Here is a 23771-nt window from a genome sequence, read left to right as displayed (position 1 = left end):
CTGGCCCTATCTGGCCTTTACCTGCTCGTACAGGCTTCCTTCTGCCTCGCGTATTTCCCGCTCGACGGTTTCGGTGAGGTTCGGGTTGTCGATCAGAACACCGAACTCGACGTTGTTGTTCTCCGCGCTCCACGAGAAGTTCGCGCTGGTCACCAGCAGGAGATGGTGATCGATGGCGAGGAACTTGGCGTGGTTACGGACGTACGTTCCATCGAAGTCCTGGGTTCGCCACACTTCTGCGGGTTTCAGATGCCCGGCCACCTCGGTGGTCGTGGGCGAGCGGTACTGCCCGCTGCTGTCTGCAGCTTGGGTGTCCATGTAGACGCGTACCGAGACCCCGGGGCGCTGCGCTGCCCTCTGCAAAGCGGCCCACAGGCCAGAGGTTTTCTGGAAGTTGAAGGTGGAACACGTCACTGAGTGGCGTGCGTTGTCCACCAGGTGGGGCACGGAGGTGGTGAGCGGGCCGCTCTGGACCAGGTGTCCGGGCATGGTCCACAGAGGGGTGAGCGTGGTGGGCAGCGTGCGTGCTCCTTCCACGGCGCGCAGGAGGGGGATGAGTCTCCGTGGCGTTCTGGGGCCTGCGGCGACCGCGTCCAGGAGGGCGCGGACCTCTGCCCGGTGGCCGGCAGCGATCACCTTGAGTGCAGTGGTGAGTGTGTCGCCGTCGGCGAGTCGGTCGGCTATGCCTTTGGCCTCGGTCATGGTGAGGAGCTGGCCGAGGCGTCGGGCGGCTTGGGCTTCACTCATTGGCCGAGAAGTACCCGAGGTTGCTCCCGGGTAGGTCAGTGAGGAACCGACGGTCGAGGAATCGGTTGGCCCGCTCGCAGGAGGTTTCCGAGGCCATGACGCAGCAGTGGCAGGCGGCGCCGTGGAGGAAGTCCTCGGGAGTCCGGGGCGTGCGCGTGGAGCAGACGGGGTCGGAGGAGCATCGGCGTGCCTTGCGGAGGGCGCCGGCGACGACTCGTTGGAGGCGGATGGGTTCGCTGAGCTGGACCAGTCCGCCGAGGGTCCCGTCGCTGTCGGATGCGGTGGTGCAGATAAGGAGTCCGGCCGCGGGTTCGCGTCCTTCGGCGGCGGGCCAGGCGTAGAGACGTTCACTGAGGCTGGCGGCGGAGTAGCCGCACGTGAGGGCGAGTTCGCGGATGAGGATGTGGGCGAAGGTGTGGACGAGCCAGTAGCGCGGTGGCTTGAGCCGGCTGTCGGGGCTGACGTGGGCTGCCGTCTCGGAGAAGCGTCGTTCGAAGTTCCTTTTGTGGGCTTCACGGTGGGCCTGCCAGAGGCCGGTGTCCCCGATGCGCTTCTCCCAGGCCGCGACGCGGTCTTCGTCGAGCTGGAGGAAGATGCCTTCTCCGCGGTCCTCGGTCGCCACCGTCCAGGTCGGGCGGGGCGTACGCGTCAAAGGCGCCAGGCGGCGCGGCAAGTCTCCGACACGGTCCATGTCGTCGATCCGTGTGAAGCCGACGAGCGCGTTGACCTTTCGGAGTTTCTCCACAGCCAGGACACGGGTGACTTCCGGCTGGAGCTGCTCGCCTCGCTGCCGCGTGGCCAGGGTGAGTCCGCTCTTGAGGTCTGCGACCCGCTCGCCGTCGATGTCCGGCAACAGGAACCGCCATTCGGGTACCAGCAGGTCGACCGGGTCCCAGTTACGGAGTTCCTCGTCCAGTTCCTCCGGCGTAGCCGGGGGGGCAGATGCTGTTTCCAGGACCGCTTCCAGCTCGTGGTCGGCCACTGCGGTGACGTCCACCCGGCCGTCCAGCAGGTCCCGGATCATGTCGAGATGCTGCCGGTACTTGCCGAGCTTGTCACCGAGCGTGATACGGATCCGGTCGGCGAGGTCGCTGGCCTCCTCCTGCTGGGACTCCGGCATGACGATGATCGACTGGGTGGCCGGGAACCACAGGTTGGAGGCGCCGACCAGCATCAGCCGCGTGTCCTTCCCGCAGCCTCCCGGTTCGAAGGCGTCCAAGTGCGGGTGGCGCCCCCGGCACTTGGGCAGCTTTTCCTTTCCAACCTCGCCCTGGGCCTCGTTCATGGGCCGCTGCATGTCGCACGACGCGCACTTGATCATGGCCGAGGCGCCCTTGCCGGCGGTCCGGTCGACCATCTTCAGCGCAGGCATCTCGGCCTTGGTGCACGGATGCCCGTGGTGCACCCACAGGTCATAGGGGAACTCGTCCAGGTGCCCGTCTGCGCACGCCAGTAGATACCGGGCGGGGACCGCGGTGCGGCGCATCGCCTTACGGCTGCGGCTCCCGGACCGCCCGGTGCACTTGGCGTGCTCGAAGCCGGCCAGGTCCGTACGGAACGGGTGGGTGTTCTTGTAGTCGAACTGGGAGAGCAGCCCGAGCATGTCGCAGCCGGTGCACCGTAGCCACTGCGGGAACACGCGCGCCGGCACACCGAGGTCGTTGCCTTCGGTGGAGCGGCTGTTCTTCTTGGGCTGCCAGGGGTGGGGGTGCAGCTGTACGTCGGGCGAGCGCAGCATCTTCCGGACGGCGTCCCGCAGCCGCGGGGCGTGGATCGTCGGCGGCAGGGAGTCACGTCGGCGCCAGATCTGCTCCCAGTCGTCCAGGCCGGTGGGCATGACCGTGAACTGCGGCAGGTCCATGATCGAACCGGGGCCGTAGGTGTAGAGGAGGGAGGAGGGACGGGCCGAGCCGACTTTGGCACGGTTGTGCTTGGCCTGCTTCTCGGCTTCCTCCTCCAGGTCGCCGAGCGGGTCCACTGCCTTCGTCGCGTCGTAGACGAAGCGCGTCTCCTCGGTCATGACTTCTTCTCCTCCGGCATCACCCACTGGGGTGCGTTGACGGGTGCGATGTACACCAGTCGTTCCTTGATCGGGCTCACCAGGAGGTTGATCTCCGGCTGCACTTCACGCATCGAGTTGGCCACAATAAACGGCGGCGCGTCCCGAGTTTCGAGGCCCGGTTTGGCGTTCTCCGCACCCATCATCAGCGCATCGTGCCGAGTGTCGTCCACGACCCTCTCGTACACCAGTGACTTACGGTGCTCCGCGAGGTGCTTGCGCCGCTGCCCCCACTGGTCGAGCCGGTTCTTCAGACGCAGCCGGGCACGTTCTGCCGCGTCCTCGTCCCCGGCCCGTTCGATCCGGCGCACGAGCGCCTTGGTGAGCTCATCGGCGAACTGCTGCTCGGCCTCGATACGGCCCGCACCGCCCTCCGGGGACAACCCCTGGCCGTGGCCAGCCTTGGCAGCCTGCAGGACCCTGGCAGCGCTGACCAGCACACCGTCCAGACCCCGTTCCAAAGAGGTCACCGAGAACGGGGTCACGGACAGCGCTTCGACCTGCGCGTAAAACGTCTCGTGGTAATGCCTGAACTGCTCAAAATGGGCGAGGTCACGAGGCCGCGCCCAGTTCCCCAGGGCGAGGACAAGGCCGGGCCGGTCCGCGTCCCGGCCGACGCGGGAGGACGCCTGGATGTACTCGGCTGTGTTCTTCGGCTGACCGACCACGAGCATCAGACCGAGCCGGGTCACGTCGACACCCACCTGCAGCATGGAGGTAGCCAGCACCACGTCGTACGGGTTGACCTCGCGGGTGGGTTCCGGCTTCTTCGCCTCCCGCAGCGCGCGCCGACTTCGCTTGCCCGCCGTGGAGTCGAAGGCGGGGTCGAACGGCATCGCCATCCGGTCCAAGGTCGCGGTGATCTCGGCGCTGGCCACGCGCGAGGTCAGCTCGGCTACGTGCAGCGAACCAAATTCGGTACCAGTGCGGCGGGGCAGTTTCGACCAGGGCCGGCCCTTCGCCAGCGCAGTCTGGATGTCATCGCTCATATACCGAGCCATGCCCGCCAGCTCACGGGTGGCACTGAAGTAGCCGACCAGACTCATATAGGGATCGGCCACACTGCCCGAGCGGTCGAGCAGCAGCTGCCCGCCGGCCATGAGGACCTCGGCAACCCTGATCTCCGCCGTGGTCAGACGCACTCCGGTCGTGCTGATCCCGACATACCGGCGCCCCGGGTTCTCCTCGGAAACAGGGAGCTCCTTGGAGAAGAAGGTGTTCCCGGCGTCCAGGACCTGCGGCGGGAAGATGGTGACATCCCGCCCGTACAACGCACGGACCTGCTCGAAGGCGTTGCGTGCGGTGGCGGTGGAGGCGACGAGCAATGGACGCACCGGGCGCCCGTCCTTCGTCCGCCAGTCGGTCATCACATCGATGGCCACCTCGAACAGGCCAACCGTGGTTCCGAGAGCTCCCGTGATCAGGTGGAGTTCGTCCTGGATGACGAGATCCGGGGGCCGCAGCCGGGTCGCCGGATGCACCGGGGCGGCCGGGTAGCCATCCTTCTTGGGGTGCTTGCTGCCCTCCTTGATGTCGCACTGCTGATAGTCAGGGTGGACAAACCCGTGCCGGTCGCAGCGCCGCGAGACATGCCCGAAGAGTGAGGCGGCCTCACCCTCCCGCGCCATACGGGCGAACTTGTCCACGGTGGCGATGACGAACGCCGGCGCGAGCCGGTAAATCTCCTCGTCGACAGTGAGGACCGGCAGCCCGTCAGGGACCTCGCCACCGTCGGCGAACGGGCACTCGGCCAGCTCGTCTCCGCAGTACACGTACACCCGGCGCAGCGCCGGCTCCGTCCGCACGTCCCGTGCCTCGACCCGGGTACCGCACCACGGGCAGCGCTGGATCTGCAGCACCGTCAACCGATAACCGCGACCCCCATGGGCCTTCTGCAACTGCTCGGCGGCCTCGTCATACCGCTTCGGGCTCACATCGGTACCAACCCACAGCCCGATCCGGAACGGTTCTTCTCCCCAAGTCGCCACATCATCACGCCGCGCCATCTCCGCGGCGCACACCAAAGTGGTGGCACGCTGGAACTGCTGGGCGGTGAGCAGGCGCAGCGTGTACCGCATGAGGACGGCGACCCCGGACCGCCCGTCCAACGGCCCGTCGAAGGCATCCACGACCCCTTGGCGGCGGCGGATCGCGAAGGTGTACGCCGCCAGACCGAGATACGCCTCGGTCTTGCCGCCACCGGTCGGGAAGAACAGCAGCTGCGCCTTGGCAAGATCCCCCGACCGCTTCTCAGCCGCTGCATCGGACAGTAGCGGCAACTGCATGAGCACGAAGGCGAGCTGGAAAGTACGCCACGAATGTGCCCGGGCCCCCTTCTCGGCGAGGATCGCCTCGCGGGCCGCCTCGATGCTCTCCTCGGGAGCGCTCGCCCGCCGCTCCGCGACCTGCGACTGCACACGCTGGTCGGCCATCACCCGGTTCATGAACCGGAAGCAGCGCAACGCCTCCTCGTCCCCGAGGAGGAACGTCAGACCGTCCGCGAGCTGCTGCTGCACCCGGCGCGCGTCGCCCACCGCCTCCAGCCCCTCCGCCCGCAGGTGCTCCGGCAGGGCCTCGGCCCGCTGCTCTTCGCCGTCCAGCCACGCCACATAGCCCGCGATGATCGGCTCAAGCCCGGTGCGCAGCTCATCGGCTGATGCTCCCTGGAGCTTGCGCATGTCCAGCAGGGCCGCCCCGATCTCCTCCGCAGCCGTCTGCGGCGTTTCACTCACCGGCAGCCACGTGGTCCAGACCTCGCTCGCCCTGCGTGCCCCCTCTGCCACCTTCCAGTCCACCGAGCAGGTCCGACCGTGAGCGAACTCCAAACGGTTGCGGTACTGAAGCCGCAGCCGACGCAGCTCGTCCTCCTGTTCCTCGCGCGTATCGAGAAGGACGTCATTGACCGGCAGGAACACCTCCGCCCCACCAGCCGACACCGACACCTTGGTCTGGTACAGCCACGCCTCCACCGGGATCTTGCGCGGGGTCTCCCGGTCGTTGCACAACACCAGCTCTATCAGACGGCAACCACGCTCGACATCGTCGTAACGATCCACCCGGAGCACGACCTTGTCCTTCAGGGGGATCTCGGTCGTACGGGACTGCTTGAGATCAGCAATCTTGATCGTCTTAGGGATGGAGTGCGGGGTGCGCTGGAACCGGCGGAAGGGAAGAGCAGGCACGTCGTCCGGGATCCCCGCCGCTTCCGTCCCCTCGCCGCGCTTCTCCTGCACCGGCTCGTACGTGCCCCATGAGGCGGTCACCGTGATCTCGTCCAGATCATCAGGGACCTGGCATCGGAGCCCCATCGACGCCGGGATCATCAGCCCACGCTTCTGGGGCTGGTCCTCGACGTCGTCCTCCTCCGAACTGGCACTGCTGTCGTCAACGGCGGTCAGCGGCACACCTCGGCTCTCGTCGGCGTCCACCGCATCGCCAACGTCGCTCGCCGCATCGTCCGAGCCCGCCTCGCCCAGGTCGTCGCGGCCGGCGGTGAGCCGAACGGGCGCGATCCGGCCGACCAGGTAGGCCGAGTCAGGAACGCCTTCGAGGATCTCGTCCGGGCCGTTGGTCGGGCCCAGGAGCTCACGCTCCAGGATGTCGACCAGGTTCTCGCGGGCCGTCCAGGAACGGCCGTCGGGGTCGAGGGCGAGTCGGTACGGCGGGGCCTGGGAGGCGCCTGCTACGGGTTGGGCGCTGTTGCTCTGGGGGGTGGTCACTCGTCTCCCTCCTCTTCCTCGGTGGCTTCATTGTTGCCGGTGGGACTGACAACGCCTTGCGAGGCGGCACGGCGATGATTCTCTTCGAGGAGGCGATCGAGGATCTCCACCCGGGCGGCGGGGCTCACCGTCCAGCGCTCCATCTGCCGGTAGGTGTGGAAGCCGTGGTCCAAGGGGACGTCGTCCCAGCCGTAGGCGGCCATCACGGCCCGGTCGAGTTGAACGTGGATCTCGCGGAGATGAGCTACGTCAGGATCGGCAGAGTCGGAGATGCCGGGGTCGTTGACCAGGTTGTAAAGCTTGGTCAGGCCGAGGCCGCGGCGGAGCATGATCTCACGTCGGTCGACGTCGAGTAGTTCGCCTGCCTCGGCAAGATGTTCGTTCGCGTCCGGGCGTGGAAAGGTCTCAAATACGGTCGATGGCGTGTACGTCGGGTCGATCCGCATCGTGGTGCCGTATTTGATCACCCACAACTGATGTGGGCCACTGGACAATACCGCCAGATCTACGGATTCCCCCTTCGCGAACACAACTAGCTTTTCATGGAAAACCTGTCGTGTTGAAACACGAAGGGGCATCACAGTCTTACTGACTCGTGCAATAACCAGCGCCTCTTCCAAGTCAGCGTCGGCAATCGCCCTCCGCATCGCGGGCGCCAGCTCGGCAAACTGCCACCACCGCTCGCGTCGAGGCTTTCGTTTATTCGTCGCCCGCTCGGGCTTTACCCGCTCTAGCACCCGTTCATATGGCAGCTCGTACTCCTGCGCCTGCTGCTCCGACCTATCGTTGAAGTCAATGACCCATCGTGAAGGTGAGCTGTTTGGGCGGGAATTGAGGTCCTCACCATTGAGGTACGGAAAAAGAACCTCTTCGTTCCGCGGATCGGCCTCGATCCAGGCCGCAGCCTCATTTGGCTCCAGCACGAAGCCCATGCCCAGCACGATGCAGCCCTGGAACGCGATCCCAACGTTCTTCGCCAGCCGCACCGGGTTGCTGTCCACCCGGCCGCCCGGTTCCAACAGGGTGGAGATCCGCTCAACCTCGATGTCTTTTTCGACCTCGGCGACGATCCGGGGCACCGTCGAATTGACGTCAGCCCGGCTGCCCCACACTGCCGCATACTCCAGGTTGGCACTGGCCGCTGGCCACGACCGGCTCTGAATCGCGCGAGTGATGGTGAAGTCCTTCGATACCAACTGATCAAGGCCGACGTGTCGGGTGTCTCCCTGGGCGACGGAGTTTGTTGCAATCAGCCCAAGCCCACCGCGCCGCAACAGCAGCTCATATGCGCGCAGGAAGAAGTACGCCACCAGGTCCGCGCTCCCCTTCCTCCCGCCCGCAAGTGTGTTGACGAACCAGTCGCGGACGTTAGTCCCCATCGATCCTGTGAGCTTCTGGCCACCCAGGAACGGCGGGTTCCCGATCATCGCGTCGAACCCGCCCCGCTCCATCACATCCGGCACAGCCAGAATCCAGTGCAGCGGCTTCCACCTCGCGTAGTCCGTCGTCACCGTCGGAGTGAGCCCGACCTCCTTGATGCCGTCGAGCATCGTCCGATCCCGGTCCGTCTCGTCGCCCCCGGCGGGGTACGCGTTCTCCACCGCGATGCGCAGATTCGCGTACGCCGCGTTCAACTGTTTCCCGGGCTTCCCGCCCCACTGCAGCCCGGCCGCGATCACCCCGTCCGCGACATCGGCGAGCTGCGCGGTCAGTTCCTGGTACCTGCGCCACTGGCGCCGCTTGGTGGCGGCCGAGCGCTGTGGGTCGCTGTCGTCGACCTCCGTAGCAAGCTGGCGGCGCAGGCGGGTGGCCTGACTCAGGATGTCGTCGACGTCCAGGGCGAAGACGCTGAGCTGGTCACCGGCCGCGGCGGGGTTGATGTGGAGGCGGCGTAGCTGGTCGGCGTCGGTCAGGCCGAGCAGGGCGTTGCCGTGGAGCACCTTGTCGTCGACGAAAGAGAAGGGCAGCTTGGGGTCCAACGACACCAGCCACAGTGACAGCTTGCACATTTCCACGGCCATGCCGTTGATGTCGGCGCCGTACAGACAGGTCGCGACGACGGTCCTTATGGCGTGGACGAGCAGGTCGTGGGGCGTCCTTCCATATGCCACGCCCTCACGCTGCCACGCCTCGACGAGGCGGTCGGCGAGGTAGCGGGCGGCGGCGACGAGGAAGGCGCCTGAGCCGCAGGCGATGTCGGCAATCCGCAGTTCGAGGATCTGGTCGGAGTCGAGCGGCCGCCACGTGTCCTGGTTGGCGGTCTGGTGTGGGCCGGGTGCGTAGACGAGGGGCTCGAGTGCGTACCGGACGACTTCCTCGGCCAGTGAGCGCGGCGTGTAGTGCGCGCCCGCCGAGGCCCGCGAGGGGGTCTCCACCAGCAGGACGCCGCCGGGTTCAACGACGAGTGGGCGGCCTCGTAGGTCACGGCGAATGATGCCGATGAACGGGCGCAGCCGTTCGCGTAGTTCGGGATCGTCGGTGACGTCGCGCAGGGCGATCTCGGTGTCGTCGAGGGTCTCGCCCTCCTTCAGTGCCTTGGCGAGGGCGGCCTTGCTGGACGGCTTCGCCGCCGGCTGGTTCTGCTTGATCCACGCGAGGATCGCATCGGTCCGTGCGGCTTCGGTGCGCTTGGCCTGACTGAGTTCCTCGAGGGTGGCAAGGGGGATCTCGGGTTCGGATCCTGCGCTACCAATGAGGCCGACGACGATCTCTTCGGCGGGCTCGCAGGAGTAACCGAGGAGACCCTCGTAAATGTAACCGATCTGTTCAACGTCGATGTCGCGGAAGGAGATCCGGCGGGCCCCGCCGGGCAGCTGGGCGATCTGGACGGCGCGCAGGACTTCGAGCATGACACGGTCGCTGACCGTAATGGCCAAGGTGTCCTGGGAGTCGCACGCGGTGAGGAAGGGGAAGCGGGCCGGGTCGAAGAGGGAGCCGCCGTACTCGGGCAGACGCAGGTCTTCGAAGGTCGCGCCCCGGTAGAGGGCTTGGGAGGTGGCGAGAAGTCGGTGCCAGGTCAGGAAGGTGGCATCGAGTGACTGTTCACCCTCTTCCTTTTCCCGTGCGTCGAGGAGGTCTAGTTCGTCACTGATGCCATAGCCCATTGCGAAGAGACGGCTTTGCGGCAGCAGGCCTCGCTCTTCGGCGAACAGGAGGAAGACGACGCGCATCATGACAGTGACGGCGGCCTCGTAGACCTCGCCGCGCTGCTCGGGCAACGGATCAGGCTCGCCGCGTCGCCGCGCCTCCAGGGCGCCTTCAGACAAGGCCTGGACGGTGAGTTCGACGGCGCGGCGAACCTGGGTGCCGAGGGCTTCGGTGATCTTCTCGGCGGCGGTGACGGACTCGCCGAACAGCTCGGTCAGCCGCTCCTGCAGTTTGCCGCCGATCAGCCGGCGGCGCTGCAGAAGTTCGATGAAGGCGTTGCGGGTTGGGGGCTCTTCGATCCAGGTCTGGGCGTCGACGATTCCGGAGGCGACCATGGTCTGCGGGCGGGCGCTGACGATCGCCCACCAGCGACCGTCGGTGACTACGCCGATAGGGCTGCCCGAGGCGCGCAGCAGCTCTTCCATTCGGTCGATGGGGCCGGCTGACCAGCCGTCCGTGAGGGGGTCACGCAGGGAGTCGACCGGGTCAGTGACGAAGACCAGGGCACCGACGGTGTCACCGTGGATAAGGGCACCGTCGGCGCGCACGGTGATGACGTAGTCGGGCGAGTGGACCTCGGCAGCGGCCGGGGCGGGAACGACGTACGAGGCACCCCAGCGCAGGCCCTGGCGCAGGACAAGATCGACCCAGGTATCGCGGGCCTCGCGGTAGAGATCGAGAGCAGCTTCGTCGCCGGGATGCTCGTCCCAGTTCTCCCACGCCTTCTCGAAGGCGGGCTTGGCATCCTTGATGGCGTCGAGCGCCCGGGCGTCGGGCTGGGGGATGCCCTGGGGCCAGACGCGTTCCAGGGCGGGGACAGCAAGGAACGGGCCGTCGGCATCGACCAGTTCGAGCCAGGCGCGATGCAGGTCGGCGGCGGTCGGGGCGTACTTGCGGCTCATGCCGTAACCATTCCGTTCTTCGCGTCTTCCGGGGTCAGGGCGAACACGACCGCGGCGGCCGACACGTAGGGCCTGATGTCGCTGTAGCGCTCCCGGATCGACGCGATCTCGCGCTCTTCCTCGTCGCCCAGGCTCTCCAGGCGTTCGTTCATGTGGTTCAGGTCGCGGCGGCGCTGCTTCTGCTGGTCGTCGGTGAACAGCAGCTCTTCCTCGGCGCGGATGGCTTGCTCCAGGCGGTCACGGGACTCGCGCAGATTGATCCGGAACGCGCCGAAGATCTCATGGGCGCGGGCGATGTCGGAGTCTCGGCGCTTGGTGAGCGCCTCGGTGACCTTTTCCTGGCGGCTGGCGCTTTTGCGCTCCATCGCGGTCAGCAGGCGGCTGCGCAACCGGGCGCCGTCGTCGTTCCACTGTTCGGCAAGGTGGGCCCGTACTTCATCGTCTGCGAGGAGCAGCTGTTCGGAGTCGAGTGTTTCGTCGAGGACCTGCTCGACCTTTGCCTCCGCGAGTGCCTGACCGCGCAGGCGGACGCCGGTGAGGAAGACCTCCTCGTGGAGGCGTAGCCCGCCGCGTCCGACCAGGACGAGCCGGGAGACGGCAGCGACACACGACTGGGGAAGGTCGGGGGCGATGACGGCGGTGACGCGGTGGACCGGGGAGTCCGTGCTGAACAGTGCGGAGCGCAGGGTGCGGGTGGCCCGCTGCATGAGGGCGTGCCCGAGGTGGATGTGGACTAGGTCTGTGCGCTGCTGGGCGGCCTGGTCGTCGAAGGTGATGGGACGCGGCACGCCCGGTTCAAGACGGGTGTCCAGGCCACGCAGCGCCGACTGCCAGGAGCGGCCGAGGTTGGGAACCTCGAAGACCTGTGCCTCGGTGCGGTCGTCGCCGATCTCGACGAGCGGGGGCTGAGCGGTCAAGGTGAGAGCGGTGTCTACGACGCGGCGCGCGTTGGCGGGCGTAAGGTGCATGGCCGCCTTGGCCTCGCCGTACGTGTCCGACAGCTGGGTCAGCTTGCGGTTCAGCTCGATACCGCCGGCCAGCACGCGGGTGATCACCTCGTTGGCGTCGTCCGGCGCTGTCAGCCGTGCCTTGGGCGTCGTACGGGTGGGAGCGAAGTGCTCTTGCACCTCGGCGTCGATAACCTGGTTGACCTTGCCGAGGTCCTCGGTGGCCTGCCCGACCTTCGTCGCGATGATCCCCATGAACTTCATGTCCGCGTCGTACGTCGTGGAGTCGGAGTTGGGTGCGAAGTGGAAGATCTCCGGGTTCTTCGTTTGCCCATACCGGTCGATCCGACCGATGCGCTGCTCCAGGCGAGACGGGTTGAAGGGGATGTCGAAGTTGACCAGACGGTGGCAATGGGTCTGGAGATCGATGCCCTCACCTGCGGAGTCGGTGGCGAGCAGGACGCGGACCGGGTGCTTGGCGGGGCTCTCGGTGAACCGGGCGCGGATCTTCTCCCGCTCCTCCGTGGGGGTCGAGCCCTGAATGACCTCGAGTACATCGTTGTAGCCGCGCTGGCGCAGGATGCCAGCGATCCAGTCGAGGGTGGCCGCGTACTCGGTGAACACCACGACCCGTTCGTTGGTCCAGTGGCGGCCATCGGGGCGGCAAACGGCGCCCAGGAAGGACAGCAGTTCTTCCAGCCGGGAGTCAGGCTTGTGCTCATACCCCCGCCCCCACTCCACGAGTGAGGCGATCTCGCTGCTGGTGGCCGCGACCAGGGGGTCCGAACCCTTCGAGTGGCGCAGCGCGGTGAACTCGGGGTGCTCAGCCGCGCCTTCTTCCTCGTCCGACTGGGCGCTGCCCAGAACCTCCGTGTAGTACTCGTACTCGTCGTCCACCCGCAGCTGCCGGTCGCCGCCGTCCGCGGCCTCATACAGCTCAAGCGTGCGGGCGAACGACCATGGGCTGGACAGAAAACGCTTCTTCAGCAGCATCGCGACGATGTCGCCGCCCGATCCCTTGCCATTCGCCCGGGCACTCTCTGTCAGCAGCCGCTCCAGCCGCTCGAACTGCCGCTGCTCCTCAGCCGACGGCGTGAATGGCAAGGTCCCCAGCTTCCGGGCCTTGAACCCCTTCTCCGGTAGATCGCTCTTCAGCCACCGCACCATCACCTCCCTCAGCGCCCGCTCATCGATGCTCGCGCCACGTGTGAACCGGCGGCCGTCGATCATCTCCAGAAGGGCGGTGAACGACTCCGAGTAGCCGTTGTGCGGCGTCGCGCTCAAGAACAGCCGGTGCTCGCACGCCTCCGCGAGCTTCTTCGTCGCCGTGGTCCGCTTGCTGTCCACCGCGTAGCCGCGCTGGCCCGGTGCCGTCGTCGGACTGGCCGGCGCCACATGGTGCGCCTCATCGACCACCAGTGCGTCGAACGCGTACCGGCGGGCCGTCCCGGAGCTGCGTACATCGGCCAGCACGTCGCGCAGTAGACGCTGCGCCCGAAGCGACGGCAGCCAGGCCATGCTCACGATCACACGGGGGAAGAGCCGGAACGGGTTGGCGTTCAACCCGTGGCTCCGCCGCACCTTCGCCATCAGCTCACTGTTGACGATGACGAAGTCGAGGCCGAACTTCTCCCGCATCTCGTCCTGCCACTTCAACGACAGGCTCGGCGGGCAGACGATGACCACGGACCGCGCACGGTGCCGCAGGAGCAGCTCCTGCACGACGAGGCCGGCCTCGATGGTCTTACCCAGGCCCACGTCGTCCGCGAGCAGCAGGTTCGTACGCGACGACTGCAGGGCCCGCCTCAGCGGCTCCAGCTGATACGCCTCCACATTCGCGCCGCTCCGGAAAGGAGCCTGGTAGGAATCCGCGTCGGCCGAGGTGACCGCGCCCCAGCGGACCGCGTCCACGAACGCGGCGAGCGTATTCGGGTCGTCGAACGCCTCCGCCCGCACTGTCTCGGGGAGACCCTGGTTCGGGGCGACGGTGTGCCCGACCTCCAGCTCCCAGACAACAGTCAGCTCCTGACCCAGCCGGTCCTCGTCGAGCGACTGCAGACTCACGACGTTGGCCAGGCCGGGAACTCCCTCATCGGCGGGGCTCCGCGGCAGACCCTGCCGACGGACATCCGACACCGCCCACGTAGAGCCCCGGACCTTCACCACCTGCCCCGGTTCAGGAATAGGCGGCAGCGCCGCTGTCCGCTCGTTGCCGCCACCTGCGCCCTGCGGATAGTCCGTAGCGGTCGCCACCTGACGAAACTCCTTCATCGATGTATCACACCCAGGCTCACGATCATCCCGCCCATGCGCGCTACTACGAGATCACTTGGGAAGATCACCGACGTACCAGTATCCCCGACTGGGGGTACGGCCGCTTGCACTCCCTCAGATCGCCCGCCGTGGCGAACAGGCCTCCGGCTACCGGCCCGGACTTGTCCACCGTGGAGACAAACTGGCCTCCCGACTCAAGGCGCTTCATGGCCCCGGAAGAGTTCGTCCGGGGCTCCGTCATCGACATCAGAACAACCGTGTTCACGCTCGGGCGAGCCCTGCGCCTACTCCTCGACGCCGGCGACAACGAGAGACAGTGGCGCGGCACCCCTGCCCAGCTAGCCGTCGTCAGGAAGGCCACGGCCGCTGCCCCGGAGAGCCGCTTCCCCAGCGTGCACACGCTCGTCGGTGCATGGCACACGGCAGCCCGAGAGCGGCCCGGCTCATCCCCGCGGCCCTGCGACAACCTCGCCCCGTCCCCGGATGAGGACTCGCCTACGAGCCGCGGGCCTCAGGCTGTACCGATCACGAGGACGTGCGACGAGGCGTCGGCGAGTACGCCGTACTCGTCCGCCAAGCGGGCCGTCGCGATAGCGTCCGCAAGCAGCGCTCCAGCGGCCTCCTGGGCAAGCTCATCCGCAGTGTGGAAGTGAATCACCGTAAACCCCCTGCTGCCGTCGTAGGAGCCGGTACGGACCGCCTGCGTGACCTCACCGGCCAGCAGCTCCGGGGACAGACCCGCGCTGACGGTGTAGTCCTGCATCAGGGAATAGCGGGAGATCCCCGCGGCTGCCACCAGGCCGCCCGGTACCGCGACCCGGCGGGCTTCCCGGAGGGCCCTGAGCCGATCCGTGCGGTCCGCCAGGTGATACGGCGGGCCCAAGAGCAAGACCGCCTCGAAGCAGTGGGACGGGAGCGCGAGATCGCGGGCGTCGCCGAGCTCGGCCGAACACCCAGGCGATGCACCTACTCCTCGATGCCGGCGACAGCGAGAGACAGCGGCGCGGCACCCCTGGCCAGCTAGCCGTCATCAGGAAGGCCACGGCTGCTGCCCCGGAGAGCCGCTTCCCCTCCGTTCACTCGCTCGTCGGTGCATGGCACACGGCCGCCTGAGAGCAGCGCCCTGCTCATCCTCGCGATCCTACTTCGAGGCTGCTGAAGATCACGGAGTCTCGCCAGCCGTCGTGGAGCAGCGCCGTGTGGCGCAGGCATCCCTCATACGCCATACCGATCTTGGACAGCACACGGGAGGAGCCGAGATTCCTCGGGTCACACGTGGCATAGATCCGATGCAGCCCCAGCTCGTCGAACCCGTACGCGAGCAGCTGTCGACCGATTTCTGCGCCGATGCCCTGCCCCCACACTCGGGGATGCACGATGTATGAGATCTCACCCTGACGCTGCTTATGGCTGCGGACATGCAGTTCACCCATGCCCACCACATCCCGCGCGACGCGGGCGACAAAGGGGAACCGGTGCTGAGGGGTATCAGACCAGGCGTTGACCGCGGAGTCCACGAAGTCCTGCGTCTGGACCTCTGTGTTTGGCCCCCAGGACTGATAGCGGCACGCCTCCGGGAGGCACGCCCAAGAGTGAACGGCCAGCCAGTCATCCAAAACGATCTTGTCCAAGGTCACCGAGTGCTGACTCACCCGACAATCATGAACGGGTCGCCGTGCGAAGAGCAAGATCAAGGAGTCCATCAAGCTCCGCCCACGGCCATGCGGGAGGAACCACCGGTGCTGCCAGTTCTTCTCATGGACAGAGCCAGGCCTCAGGCTGTACCGACCGCGAGGACGTGCACCGAGGCGTCGGCGAATACGCCGTGCTCGTCCGCCAGGCGGGCCGTCACGATGGCGTCCGCAAGCAGCGCTCCAGCTGCCTCCTGGTCCGCGAAGCGGCCAGCCGCGACTACGTACGCCCACCCCGGGCCCTCGATTCCATGCACGCTCACACCGCTGAGCCCCGCCTCGCCGGCCTCCTGGGCAAGCTCGGCTGCGGTGTGGAAGTGCACCACCGTGAACCCCCTGCTGCCGTCGTAGGAACCGGTACGGACCACCTGTGTGACCTCGCCAGCCAGCAGCTCCGGGGACAGACCCGCGCTGACGGTGTAGTCCTGCATCAAGGAGTAGCGGGAGATCCCCGCGGCTGCCACCAAACCGCCCGGTGCTGCGACCCGGCGAGCCTCACGGAGGGCCCTGAGGCGGTCCACGCGGTCCGCCAGGTGGTACAGCGGGCCCAAGAGCAGGACCGCGTCGAAGCTGTGGGACGGGAGGGCCAGGTCGCGGGCGTCTCCCAGCTCGGCCGAACACCCCGGCGCGTGCGCGCGGGCCTGTTCCACGTGCTTCGGCACGGGGTCCAGGAGTAGCACCTCGTAGCCGTCCTCGGTGAGCCAGCGGGCGTGCGTACCCGGGCCGCCGCCCACGTCCAGTACCCGGGCCGGCGGCGGAGGTAAGCGTCGGCGCAGCAGCTCCCGGGTCCGCTCGAACTCCAGGCGGCCCGTCGCGGTGGCATGCAGCCTGGACGCCTCGTCGTACTCCGTGTAGAAGTCGCTGATCCGCTCGTCGATGCTTGTCATGCCTTGCGATGGTAGGGCCCGGCCAAACGTCCTGCATCCCGATATCCGGCTGCTGCGGGGCCGGACCCGGGACAGAGAATCCGGTGGTACTTGCACACCAGTGCCCAGGACACATCTCAGCGCCAGCGCCAATATCCCGGAGCCGCGGAACATCGCTGCGGCCTATGGTGTGCAGCACCTGGCGCGTACATGCACGGGCGTGTCGTACGAGAAGGAGAGGCCTGCGTGCTCATGACCAACGAGACGCTGCACGACCGGTTTATAGACCTCGCGGAGCTTCCGGAGCGGGGCCGAGTCGTCGACTTAGGCTGTGGCAGTGGCCCGGCTTTGGCCGCCTTCGCGAGGCGCTTTCCGCTGGCGCACCTCACGGGCTTCGACCGGTCCGAGCTCGCTCTGGCCACGGCTCGCGAGCGTCTACAGGCTCACGCTGGCACAGTGGAGTTGGGCTCCGTGGATCTACGCGAGAAGCTCCCTCTCGCGGACGGCAGCGTAGACACGGTCGTCTCGTCCAACCTTCTCGAGTGCCTGCCTGACCCGGCTCAGCTCCTGAACGAGGTGTGGCGGGTGCTGCGACCGGGTGGCCGCGCGGTGCTGTCCCATTCCGACTTCGACTCGCTCGTGATCGCCGGTGCTCCCGTCGACCTCGACCGCAAGATCGGCCACGCCTTCGCCGATGACGCGCCCTCATGGATGGATAGCTCGGATGGGAGGATCGGGCGCAAGCTGCCTGGTTTGGTCCAAGCATCACCGCTTGCCCGGACCCATGTAGAGACCGTAGTGACCTCCTCAACTGAATTGTCCGGCCATGCCGCTCGCCGGGTCGGCGATATCCGTGGAGCGTTGCGGTCGACCACCAGTCGAGGACACAGCACAGTGGGCTTGGACGAGATCGACGAGTGGTACGCCGCAGTTCAACGGGCCGCAGCGGCTGGGCGCTTCTTCTTCGCCGAGACAGCAGTGCTTGTTGCAGCTCACCGCATCTGATGGGTCACTGGCTGCTCGTCCACGGCGTCCAGGAGAGTGAGCAGGCGACTCGTTATCACTGCGACGCTCTGCGTCCTACTCGGTGAGGCTCCACCCCTCAGTACGTCACGAAGACCCGGCGCTCTGACCCGTCTACGCGGATGCGTCCGCCGCAGGGGATCACCACCTGCGAGTCCGTGTGGCCGAGGTCAACGTCAACCGAGGTTGTTCCTCGTCCACGTGTCACCCGTGTTCACCGAGCAGGAGTGCATGTCGTTGCACTGGTTCGGGACCACGAACGACAGGTCCGGCAGCGCGGAGAAGTCGTTCTGCGGGAACTGCGCCCAGGTCTTCCGGGTGTTCAGCGGGACGTTCTTGAAGGAGCCCGGACCGTGGAGCTGACCAGTACATGGTTCCTCGTCACGCTCATCGTCGTCACCGTCCTCGCGATGCTCCGCCACCGACTGGGGCGCGTACCTCCGCAGCGCACAGTTGCGCAGAGACCTCCCAGCCCACCGTCGACTTGCCGGCGCCAGCGCACCCGACGTGCTATCGCGGATGGGCGGCGACGAATCCGTCAGCTCGGGGCACGGGTGCCGCGCCTCCAGGCTGGGCGGGACGAGGCCGTCTCGCTCTACCGGTGCGCACGCAGCGCCCTCCGGAATATGCAGCCGGTTCTGCCACCTCGCTGAAATTCCACTCTTGGCCGACTGTTCCGGGAAATTAATTCAATCTCCGGCCTCGCGCAGCGGACGTATTCGGCCGGGTCAACCGACCGCCCGGATGCTCTGGGCCGTCCGGCCTCACGCCGTGGTGCCGAGCCCCCACACGGTCCGCATTGACGCGGCTCACCCGGCCGGCTGCACCTCGATCGCCGCCGACCTGCGCTTCTCCTCTGTCAAGGTGACGATGGTGACCAGCGACGGGACACCGGACGCACGGTGGCGGGAAGGAGCGGAGTCAATTGATCAACTTGAGGGGTGATGAAAGCATAGGTAAGTTGAGCCGCATCGACAGTGACCGTACGTTCCTATCGATCCGAGTCTGCTAAATGCACTGGCCGATCTCCATTAATTCGGCCCCGCCGGCACGAAAGGCTGCTGGCATGACGACTATGGACGACTGCTACGGAATCATCTGCATTCCCCTCATCGACGACGCCACGGCGGTCAGCCGGGCGCATCTGGCAGCCTGGCTTCAGACATATCCAAACGAGTACGCCGGGATTGACGAGGCCTGGATCACGGAGAACGTCGGATCCGTCGTGACGACGGAGGGGATCACCCGATGGCGGAATGTCATCGGGGACGCCTGGCATGAGCCTGACCGGTTCTTCTGCCGCATCGTCCGAACCGAGGCGGGGATCGGCGGGTTCATGTGCGGCCGTCGAGACGAGGTGGTGAATCTCGGGCCCATGTACCTGCTCGACGGGGTTAAGGGGCATGGTGTCGGGGGCCGACTCATGAGTGAGTTCTTCTCATGGACCGGGGACGTACCTGCGCGTCTGTGGGTGACGTCCTACAACACCCGGGCGATCCGCTTCTATGCCCGGTACGGCTTCAAGACGACAGGTGAACGAGAGCTCTGGAGGGGCAAGCTCCCCAATGTCCGGATGGTCCGCGACCCGTTTGGGGCAGCTACTGCCAGCCAATATATTGACGGACTCTCAAGAATGAGATCGGAAGAACCATCCGGCACGACAGTTTAACCAGCATGGCTGATGTAGTGGGCCTAAGTGGAATCGAACCACTGACCTCTTCCTTATCAGGGAAGCGCTCTAACCGACTGAGCTATAGGCCCTCATCGTGATGTGCTTTCTCAGAGGGTATCAGGGTGGGAGGCGGAGCCCGACCAGAACATCCCGCACCCCTACAGAAGCCCCCATCGACCACAACCACCGCTGACAGATTAGCAGTTACACACCCCTCACCGCCTCAACAGGGCGGGTTTCGGCCACGTGCGACCGAGATCGCCTCCACCACACCCCGACACTCTCTCCCAGCTGCAATTCTGCGTGCACGGACGGCATTTGAGGTACCCTCACGCCACAGGCGCCGATCCGGCCATCACCGGGGAGCCTCCGGAAGAAACGGACAGTCGTCCTCGTGCGGCACACCGGAGTAGAACCGGACGGGAAGGGCCCGTCATAGCCTTCAACGAGCGGTCGTCCTGACGCGGGCGGCAAGCGGGGTGGTACCGCGGCGTCCGGGAAACCGGACTGTCGTCCCCGTGCAAGCAGAAGACGATTCCGCAGCACGAGGAGAACCACAATGGCCGACCAGTCGGACACTGGCCCATACCCCGCCGTCCCGGCACAACCATCCTTCCCCGCTCTCGAGCGCGAAGTACTGGATTTCTGGGCAACCAATGACACGTTCGTCACTTCGGTCGAGGGGCGCCCTGCCGGAGAGCGCGGCAGCAACGAATACGTCGTCTACGACGGCCCGCCCTTCGCCAATGGGCTCCCCCACTACGGGCACTTGCTGACTGGGTACGTCAAGGACGCGGTTCCGCGTTATCAGACCATGCGGGGCAAGCGCGTCGAGCGCCAGTTCGGCTGGGACACGCACGGACTCCCCGCCGAGGTCGAGGCCGAGCGCCAGCTCGGAATCGGACACAAATCCGAGATCGAAGAGATGGGCATCGCGGCATTCAACGACGCGTGCCGCGCCTCGGTGATGCGCTACTCGTCGGAGTGGCGCGACTACGTCACCCGCCAGGCCCGCTGGGTCGACTTCGACAACGGTTACATGACGTCGGACCTCTCCTTCATGGAATCCGTCATCTGGGCGTTCAAGCAGCTCTGGGACAAGGGGCTGGTCTACTCCGGATTCCGGGTTCTCTGGTACTGCTGGCGCTGCGAGACGCCCCTCTCGGCCACCGAGACCAAGATGGACGACGTCTACCTCGACCGGCAGGACCCTGCCGTCACCGTCGGGCTGCGGCTGTCCGCCCCAGATTCGGGCGTGGCGGAGCCCGGCGCGGAATCCCGCGAGAGCCTCGACGGCGCCCTGGCCCTGATCTGGACGACCACCCCGTGGACGCTGCCGTCGAACCTGGCGGTCGCGGTGCATCCGGACATCGACTACGTGCTGGTGGAAACCGACGCGGACCACGGTGCGGAGCGCTACGTCCTGGCCGAGGCCAGGGTCGCCCACTACGCCCGGGAACTGGGCGAGGAGCCGACGGTTCTGCGTCGGCTGAAGGGGTCGGAGCTGCTCGGCCTCGCCTACACCCCGCCGTTCGACTTCTTCGCCGGCCGGGAGAACGCCCACGTGGTCCTGGCCGCCGACTACGTCACAGTCGAGGACGGCACCGGTCTGGTGCACCTCGCGCCGGCGTTCGGCGAGGAGGACAAGGCCGTCACCGACGCCGCCGGGATCGAGGTAGTGATCCCGGTCGACACGCGGGGCGAGTTCACCTCCGAAGTGGCTCCGTACGCCGGTACCCAGGTGTTCGAAGCCAATCGCGCGATCATCAAGGACCTGCGGGACGGGGCTTCGTACGCTTCCGGCGTGCTGCTCCGGCACGAGACGTACGATCACCCGTACCCGCACTGCTGGCGCTGTAGCAACCCGCTCATCCAGCGCGCCGTCGACTCCTGGTTCGTGCGCGTGACCGCCTTCCGGGACCGGATGGTGGAGCTCAACCAGGATATCAACTGGGTGCCGGCCAACATCCGCGACGGCCAGTTCGGCAAGTGGCTTGAGGGCGCCCGTGACTGGAACATCTCACGCAACCGGTACTGGGGCTCGCCCATCCCGGTGTGGATGTCCGACGACCCGCGTTACCCCAGGATCGATGTCTACGGCTCGCTGGACGATATGGAGCGAGACTTCGGGGTACGCCCCACCGACCTGCACCGTCCCTACGTCGACGAGCTCACACGGGCCAACCCAGACGACCCGACCGGGCAGTCAACCATGCGCCGGGTGCCCGAGGTGCTGGACTGCTGGTTCGAGTCGGGCTCTATGCCGTTCGCGCAGGTGCACTACCCCTTCGAGAACACCGAGTGGTTCGAGACCCACTACCCCGGTGACTTCATCGTCGAGTACAACGGGCAGACGCGCGGGTGGTTCTACACGCTGCACGTGCTCGCCACAGCTCTGTTCGACCGGCCTTCGTTCTCCTCGGCGCTCGTCCACGGCATCGTGCTCGGCGACGACGGCCAGAAGATGTCAAAGTCGCGGCGAAACTACCCCGATGTTAGAGAGGTCTTCGAGCGCGACGGCTCTGACGCGATGCGCTGGTTCCTGTTCGCGTCGCCCATCCTGCGCGGTGGGAATCTCATGGTCACCGAGCAAGGTATCCGTGAGGGTGTGCGCCAGGCGATCCTGCCGCTGTGGAACACCTGGTACTTCCAGTCCCTCTACGCCGGTGTGGCCAACCGCCGCGGAGTCTGGCGGACCGACAGCAAGCACGTTCTCGACCGGTACGTGCTGGCCCGTACGGCCACGCTCGTCGACGACGTCACGGCCGCGATGGACGCGCTCGACATCGGTGGGGCGTGCCAGCTGCTCCGGGCTCATGCTGAGGTACTGACCAACTGGTACGTCCGGCGCTCCCGCAAGCGGTTCTGGGATGGCGACGTCGACGCGATGGACACGCTCCACACTGTGCTGGAGGTGACGGCACGGGTTGCCGCGCCGCTGCTCCCCTTCACGACCGAGCGGATCTGGCAGGGGCTCACCGGCGAGCGCTCGGTGCACCTGACGGACTGGCCCTCGTCCGGTGACCTGCCGCACGACCCCGAGCTCGTCACCGCGATGGACCGCGTACGGGAGGTCGCGTCGGCGGCGCTATCGCTACGCAAGGCACGCGGACTCCGGGTCCGGCTCCCGCTGGCCAGGCTCACCGTGGCTACCACCGACGCTGCTTCGCTCGAGCCTTTCACCGACATCCTCCGTGACGAAGTAAACGTCCGGGTGGTCGAGCTGACCTCCGAGGTCAAGGCGCACGGCCGATTCGAGATCGCGGTCAACGCGTCGGCTTGCGGCCCTCGCTTGGGCCCAGACACCCAGAAGGTGATCCGTGCCGTCAAGGCAGGTGACTATGACCAGGACGCCGAGGGCCGAGTGACCGCGGCCGGGATCGAGCTGCTGCCGGGCGAGTTCACCGAACGCCTCGTCGCCTCCGATCCGGATGAGACCGCCGCGCTGCCGGGCAACACCGGACTGGTGGTTCTGGACACAACGCTGACGCCTGAGCTGACCGCCGAAGGACTGGCGAAGGATGTGATCCGGCTCGTGCAGCAGGCCCGCCGTGAGGCCGGCTTCGAGCTGTCCGAGCGAATCAAACTGACGCTGGACGCCTCGGAGACGGTGCTGGAGGCCGTCCGCAGGCACGAGCAGCTTATGGCAGGTGAGGTGCTGGCGTCATCAGTCTCCTACGCCGGTGTCGCGGACCCCACGTTGATCGGTTCAGTGGCCGATGGCGCTCAGGTGAGCGTGCGATTGCACCGGATGTGACCCATCCTGCGGCTGTGCCGCCGGGTTCTCGCCCGGCGGCACAGCCGCATGACTCCGGTCCTGTCCCAGAACCACGGCCGTGCCGATATACCCGTGATGCAATGCCCAGGACCCGGCGAATCGTGTACCGGTCCGGAACGGTGGTGCGGCACGACGGAGGACAGCCACGAAGCGCCCGGCCTCCCACGACACCGCAAGGTCAGCGAACTCCAGGACTTGCTTTGTCAGCGGATAGACCGCCTTGTAGGTCGCTTCCTTCGCGGAGAACACCAACCTTCCGCGCAGCGCCTGCTCCATGCTCGGCCGTCCGAGGAACTGACCGGCCTCTTCCGCTGTGAGGACCAGGGGCTCAAGACCTTCGGGAAGCGGCGTGCTCGGCTCGATGTCGATCCCTATTCCACCGGCATCGGCAGCGCGCACGACGGCGACGGCGACACGGCTCGGACAGTGGGTTATCGATCCCACGACACCGTCAGGCCAGACCGGCGACCGGTCAGCATGGGCAATGAGGGGGACCCGAGGCAGGCCGAGTTCGTCCATCAACCCGGCCGCGAGCTGTCTTCCGGCAGCGAACTCCCGCTGACGGTGCGGCACCGCATCAGAGACCGCTGCTCGCTCCTCAGCAGCGAGTGCCCAAACACGGCCCTCGCTCGGGTCCATTTCCGCCACTCGTACACATGGAGGCAGCAGCGACTCGAAGAGCGACGGTCTAGCCATGGGTACTCCTGTGCTCGCGGTTCTTCGGTCAGGAGACGGTCCATACCCGTGGGATTCGATTCGCCTCGATGAGGCTGCTTCCCGGCATAGTGGCATCACTACGGCCGGGAAGCTGACCGTCAGCTGTATCGGTCGAATCGCGCTCGGCATGCCAAGGGATTGATGTCCCGTTCGACGATGTCGATGTCGCCGCTACCAAGGCCTGTCCGATGACCGCCAATGTCGTGGCGCGAGAGATCCGCGTCCCACA

12 protein-coding genes, 1 tRNA gene and 2 pseudogenes are annotated in these 23771 nt (G+C 66.7%); 3 read left to right on the top strand and 12 right to left on the bottom strand.

Features of this window, described 5'->3' with window-relative positions; translation table 11 throughout:
• Positions 1-6: 6 nt before the first annotated feature.
• The 9 genes and pseudogenes from drmC to OG295_RS30150 all read right to left on the bottom strand — a co-directional run bounded on the left by drmC (position 7) and on the right by OG295_RS30150 (position 16373).
• On the bottom strand, positions 7-747 hold the full coding sequence (gene drmC, locus OG295_RS30190; protein WP_371679767.1) for a DISARM system phospholipase D-like protein DrmC: 741 nt from the start codon (positions 745-747) through the stop codon (positions 7-9).
• A complete protein-coding gene (gene drmB / locus OG295_RS30185; protein ID WP_371679766.1) occupies positions 740-2767 on the bottom strand; it encodes a DrmB family protein in 2028 nt (675 codons plus the stop codon). The genes drmC and drmB overlap by 8 nt, the downstream gene beginning before the upstream one ends.
• Positions 2764-6525 carry a DISARM system helicase DrmA gene (drmA, locus tag OG295_RS30180; RefSeq protein ID WP_371679765.1) on the bottom strand — a complete coding sequence of 1254 codons (3762 nt, stop codon included), beginning with the start codon at positions 6523-6525 and terminating at the stop codon, positions 2764-2766. The genes drmB and drmA overlap by 4 nt, the downstream gene beginning before the upstream one ends.
• Positions 6522-10574 carry a DNA methyltransferase gene (locus OG295_RS30175; protein ID WP_371679764.1) on the bottom strand — a complete coding sequence of 1351 codons (4053 nt, stop codon included), beginning with the start codon at positions 10572-10574 and terminating at the stop codon, positions 6522-6524. The genes drmA and OG295_RS30175 overlap by 4 nt, the downstream gene beginning before the upstream one ends.
• A complete protein-coding gene (drmD, locus tag OG295_RS30170) occupies positions 10571-13792 on the bottom strand; it encodes a DISARM system SNF2-like helicase DrmD (protein ID WP_371679763.1) in 3222 nt (1073 codons plus the stop codon). Before drmD ends, OG295_RS30175 begins: the two co-directional genes overlap by 4 nt.
• A 514-nt stretch (positions 13793-14306) precedes the next feature.
• Positions 14307-14558: a hypothetical protein gene (locus OG295_RS30165; RefSeq protein WP_371679762.1), complete on the bottom strand. Its 252-nt coding sequence runs from the start codon at positions 14556-14558 to the stop codon at positions 14307-14309.
• A gap of 87 nt (positions 14559-14645) precedes the next feature.
• A pseudogene (locus tag OG295_RS30160) lies at positions 14646-14696 on the bottom strand (hypothetical protein); the annotation flags it as partial.
• A 226-nt stretch (positions 14697-14922) separates the two neighbouring features.
• Complete coding sequence (locus tag OG295_RS30155) at positions 14923-15447, bottom strand: GNAT family N-acetyltransferase (protein WP_371679761.1); 525 nt, start codon at positions 15445-15447, stop codon at positions 14923-14925.
• A gap of 122 nt (positions 15448-15569) precedes the next feature.
• Positions 15570-16373 carry a methyltransferase domain-containing protein gene (locus tag OG295_RS30150; protein WP_371679760.1) on the bottom strand — a complete coding sequence of 268 codons (804 nt, stop codon included), beginning with the start codon at positions 16371-16373 and terminating at the stop codon, positions 15570-15572.
• 231 nt (positions 16374-16604) lie between these two features.
• Between OG295_RS30150 and OG295_RS30145 the strand changes: the two genes are divergently transcribed.
• A complete protein-coding gene (locus OG295_RS30145) occupies positions 16605-17357 on the top strand; it encodes a methyltransferase domain-containing protein (RefSeq protein ID WP_371679759.1) in 753 nt (250 codons plus the stop codon).
• Between the two features lie 197 nt (positions 17358-17554).
• Here OG295_RS30145 and OG295_RS30140 read toward each other — a convergent pair.
• Positions 17555-17731: pseudogene (locus OG295_RS30140) on the bottom strand (alkaline phosphatase family protein); the annotation flags it as partial.
• Between the two features lie 710 nt (positions 17732-18441).
• Between OG295_RS30140 and OG295_RS30135 the strand changes: the two are divergent.
• Complete coding sequence (locus tag OG295_RS30135) at positions 18442-19044, top strand: GNAT family N-acetyltransferase (protein ID WP_371679758.1); 603 nt, start codon at positions 18442-18444, stop codon at positions 19042-19044.
• 18 nt (positions 19045-19062) lie between these two features.
• On the opposite strand, the gene OG295_RS30130 is transcribed toward OG295_RS30135, so the two are convergent.
• Positions 19063-19136: transfer RNA gene (locus OG295_RS30130), tRNA-Ile, on the bottom strand.
• A 470-nt stretch (positions 19137-19606) separates the two neighbouring features.
• On the opposite strand from OG295_RS30130, the gene ileS reads away from it, so the two are divergent.
• Positions 19607-22804 carry an isoleucine--tRNA ligase gene (gene ileS / locus OG295_RS30125; protein ID WP_371679757.1) on the top strand — a complete coding sequence of 1066 codons (3198 nt, stop codon included), beginning with the start codon at positions 19607-19609 and terminating at the stop codon, positions 22802-22804.
• Here the strand turns inward: ileS and OG295_RS30120 are convergent.
• A complete protein-coding gene (locus OG295_RS30120) occupies positions 22757-23464 on the bottom strand; it encodes a 4'-phosphopantetheinyl transferase (protein WP_371679756.1) in 708 nt (235 codons plus the stop codon). The two genes, ileS and OG295_RS30120, sit on opposite strands and share 48 nt — an antisense overlap.
• Positions 23465-23771 lie beyond the last annotated feature (307 nt).

The organism is Streptomyces sp. NBC_01276 (assembly GCF_041435355.1).
Lineage (GTDB): Bacteria > Actinomycetota > Actinomycetes > Streptomycetales > Streptomycetaceae > Streptomyces.
Note: the sequence above shows the minus strand (reverse complement) of the source record. Positions and strands in the feature narration are given on the sequence as shown.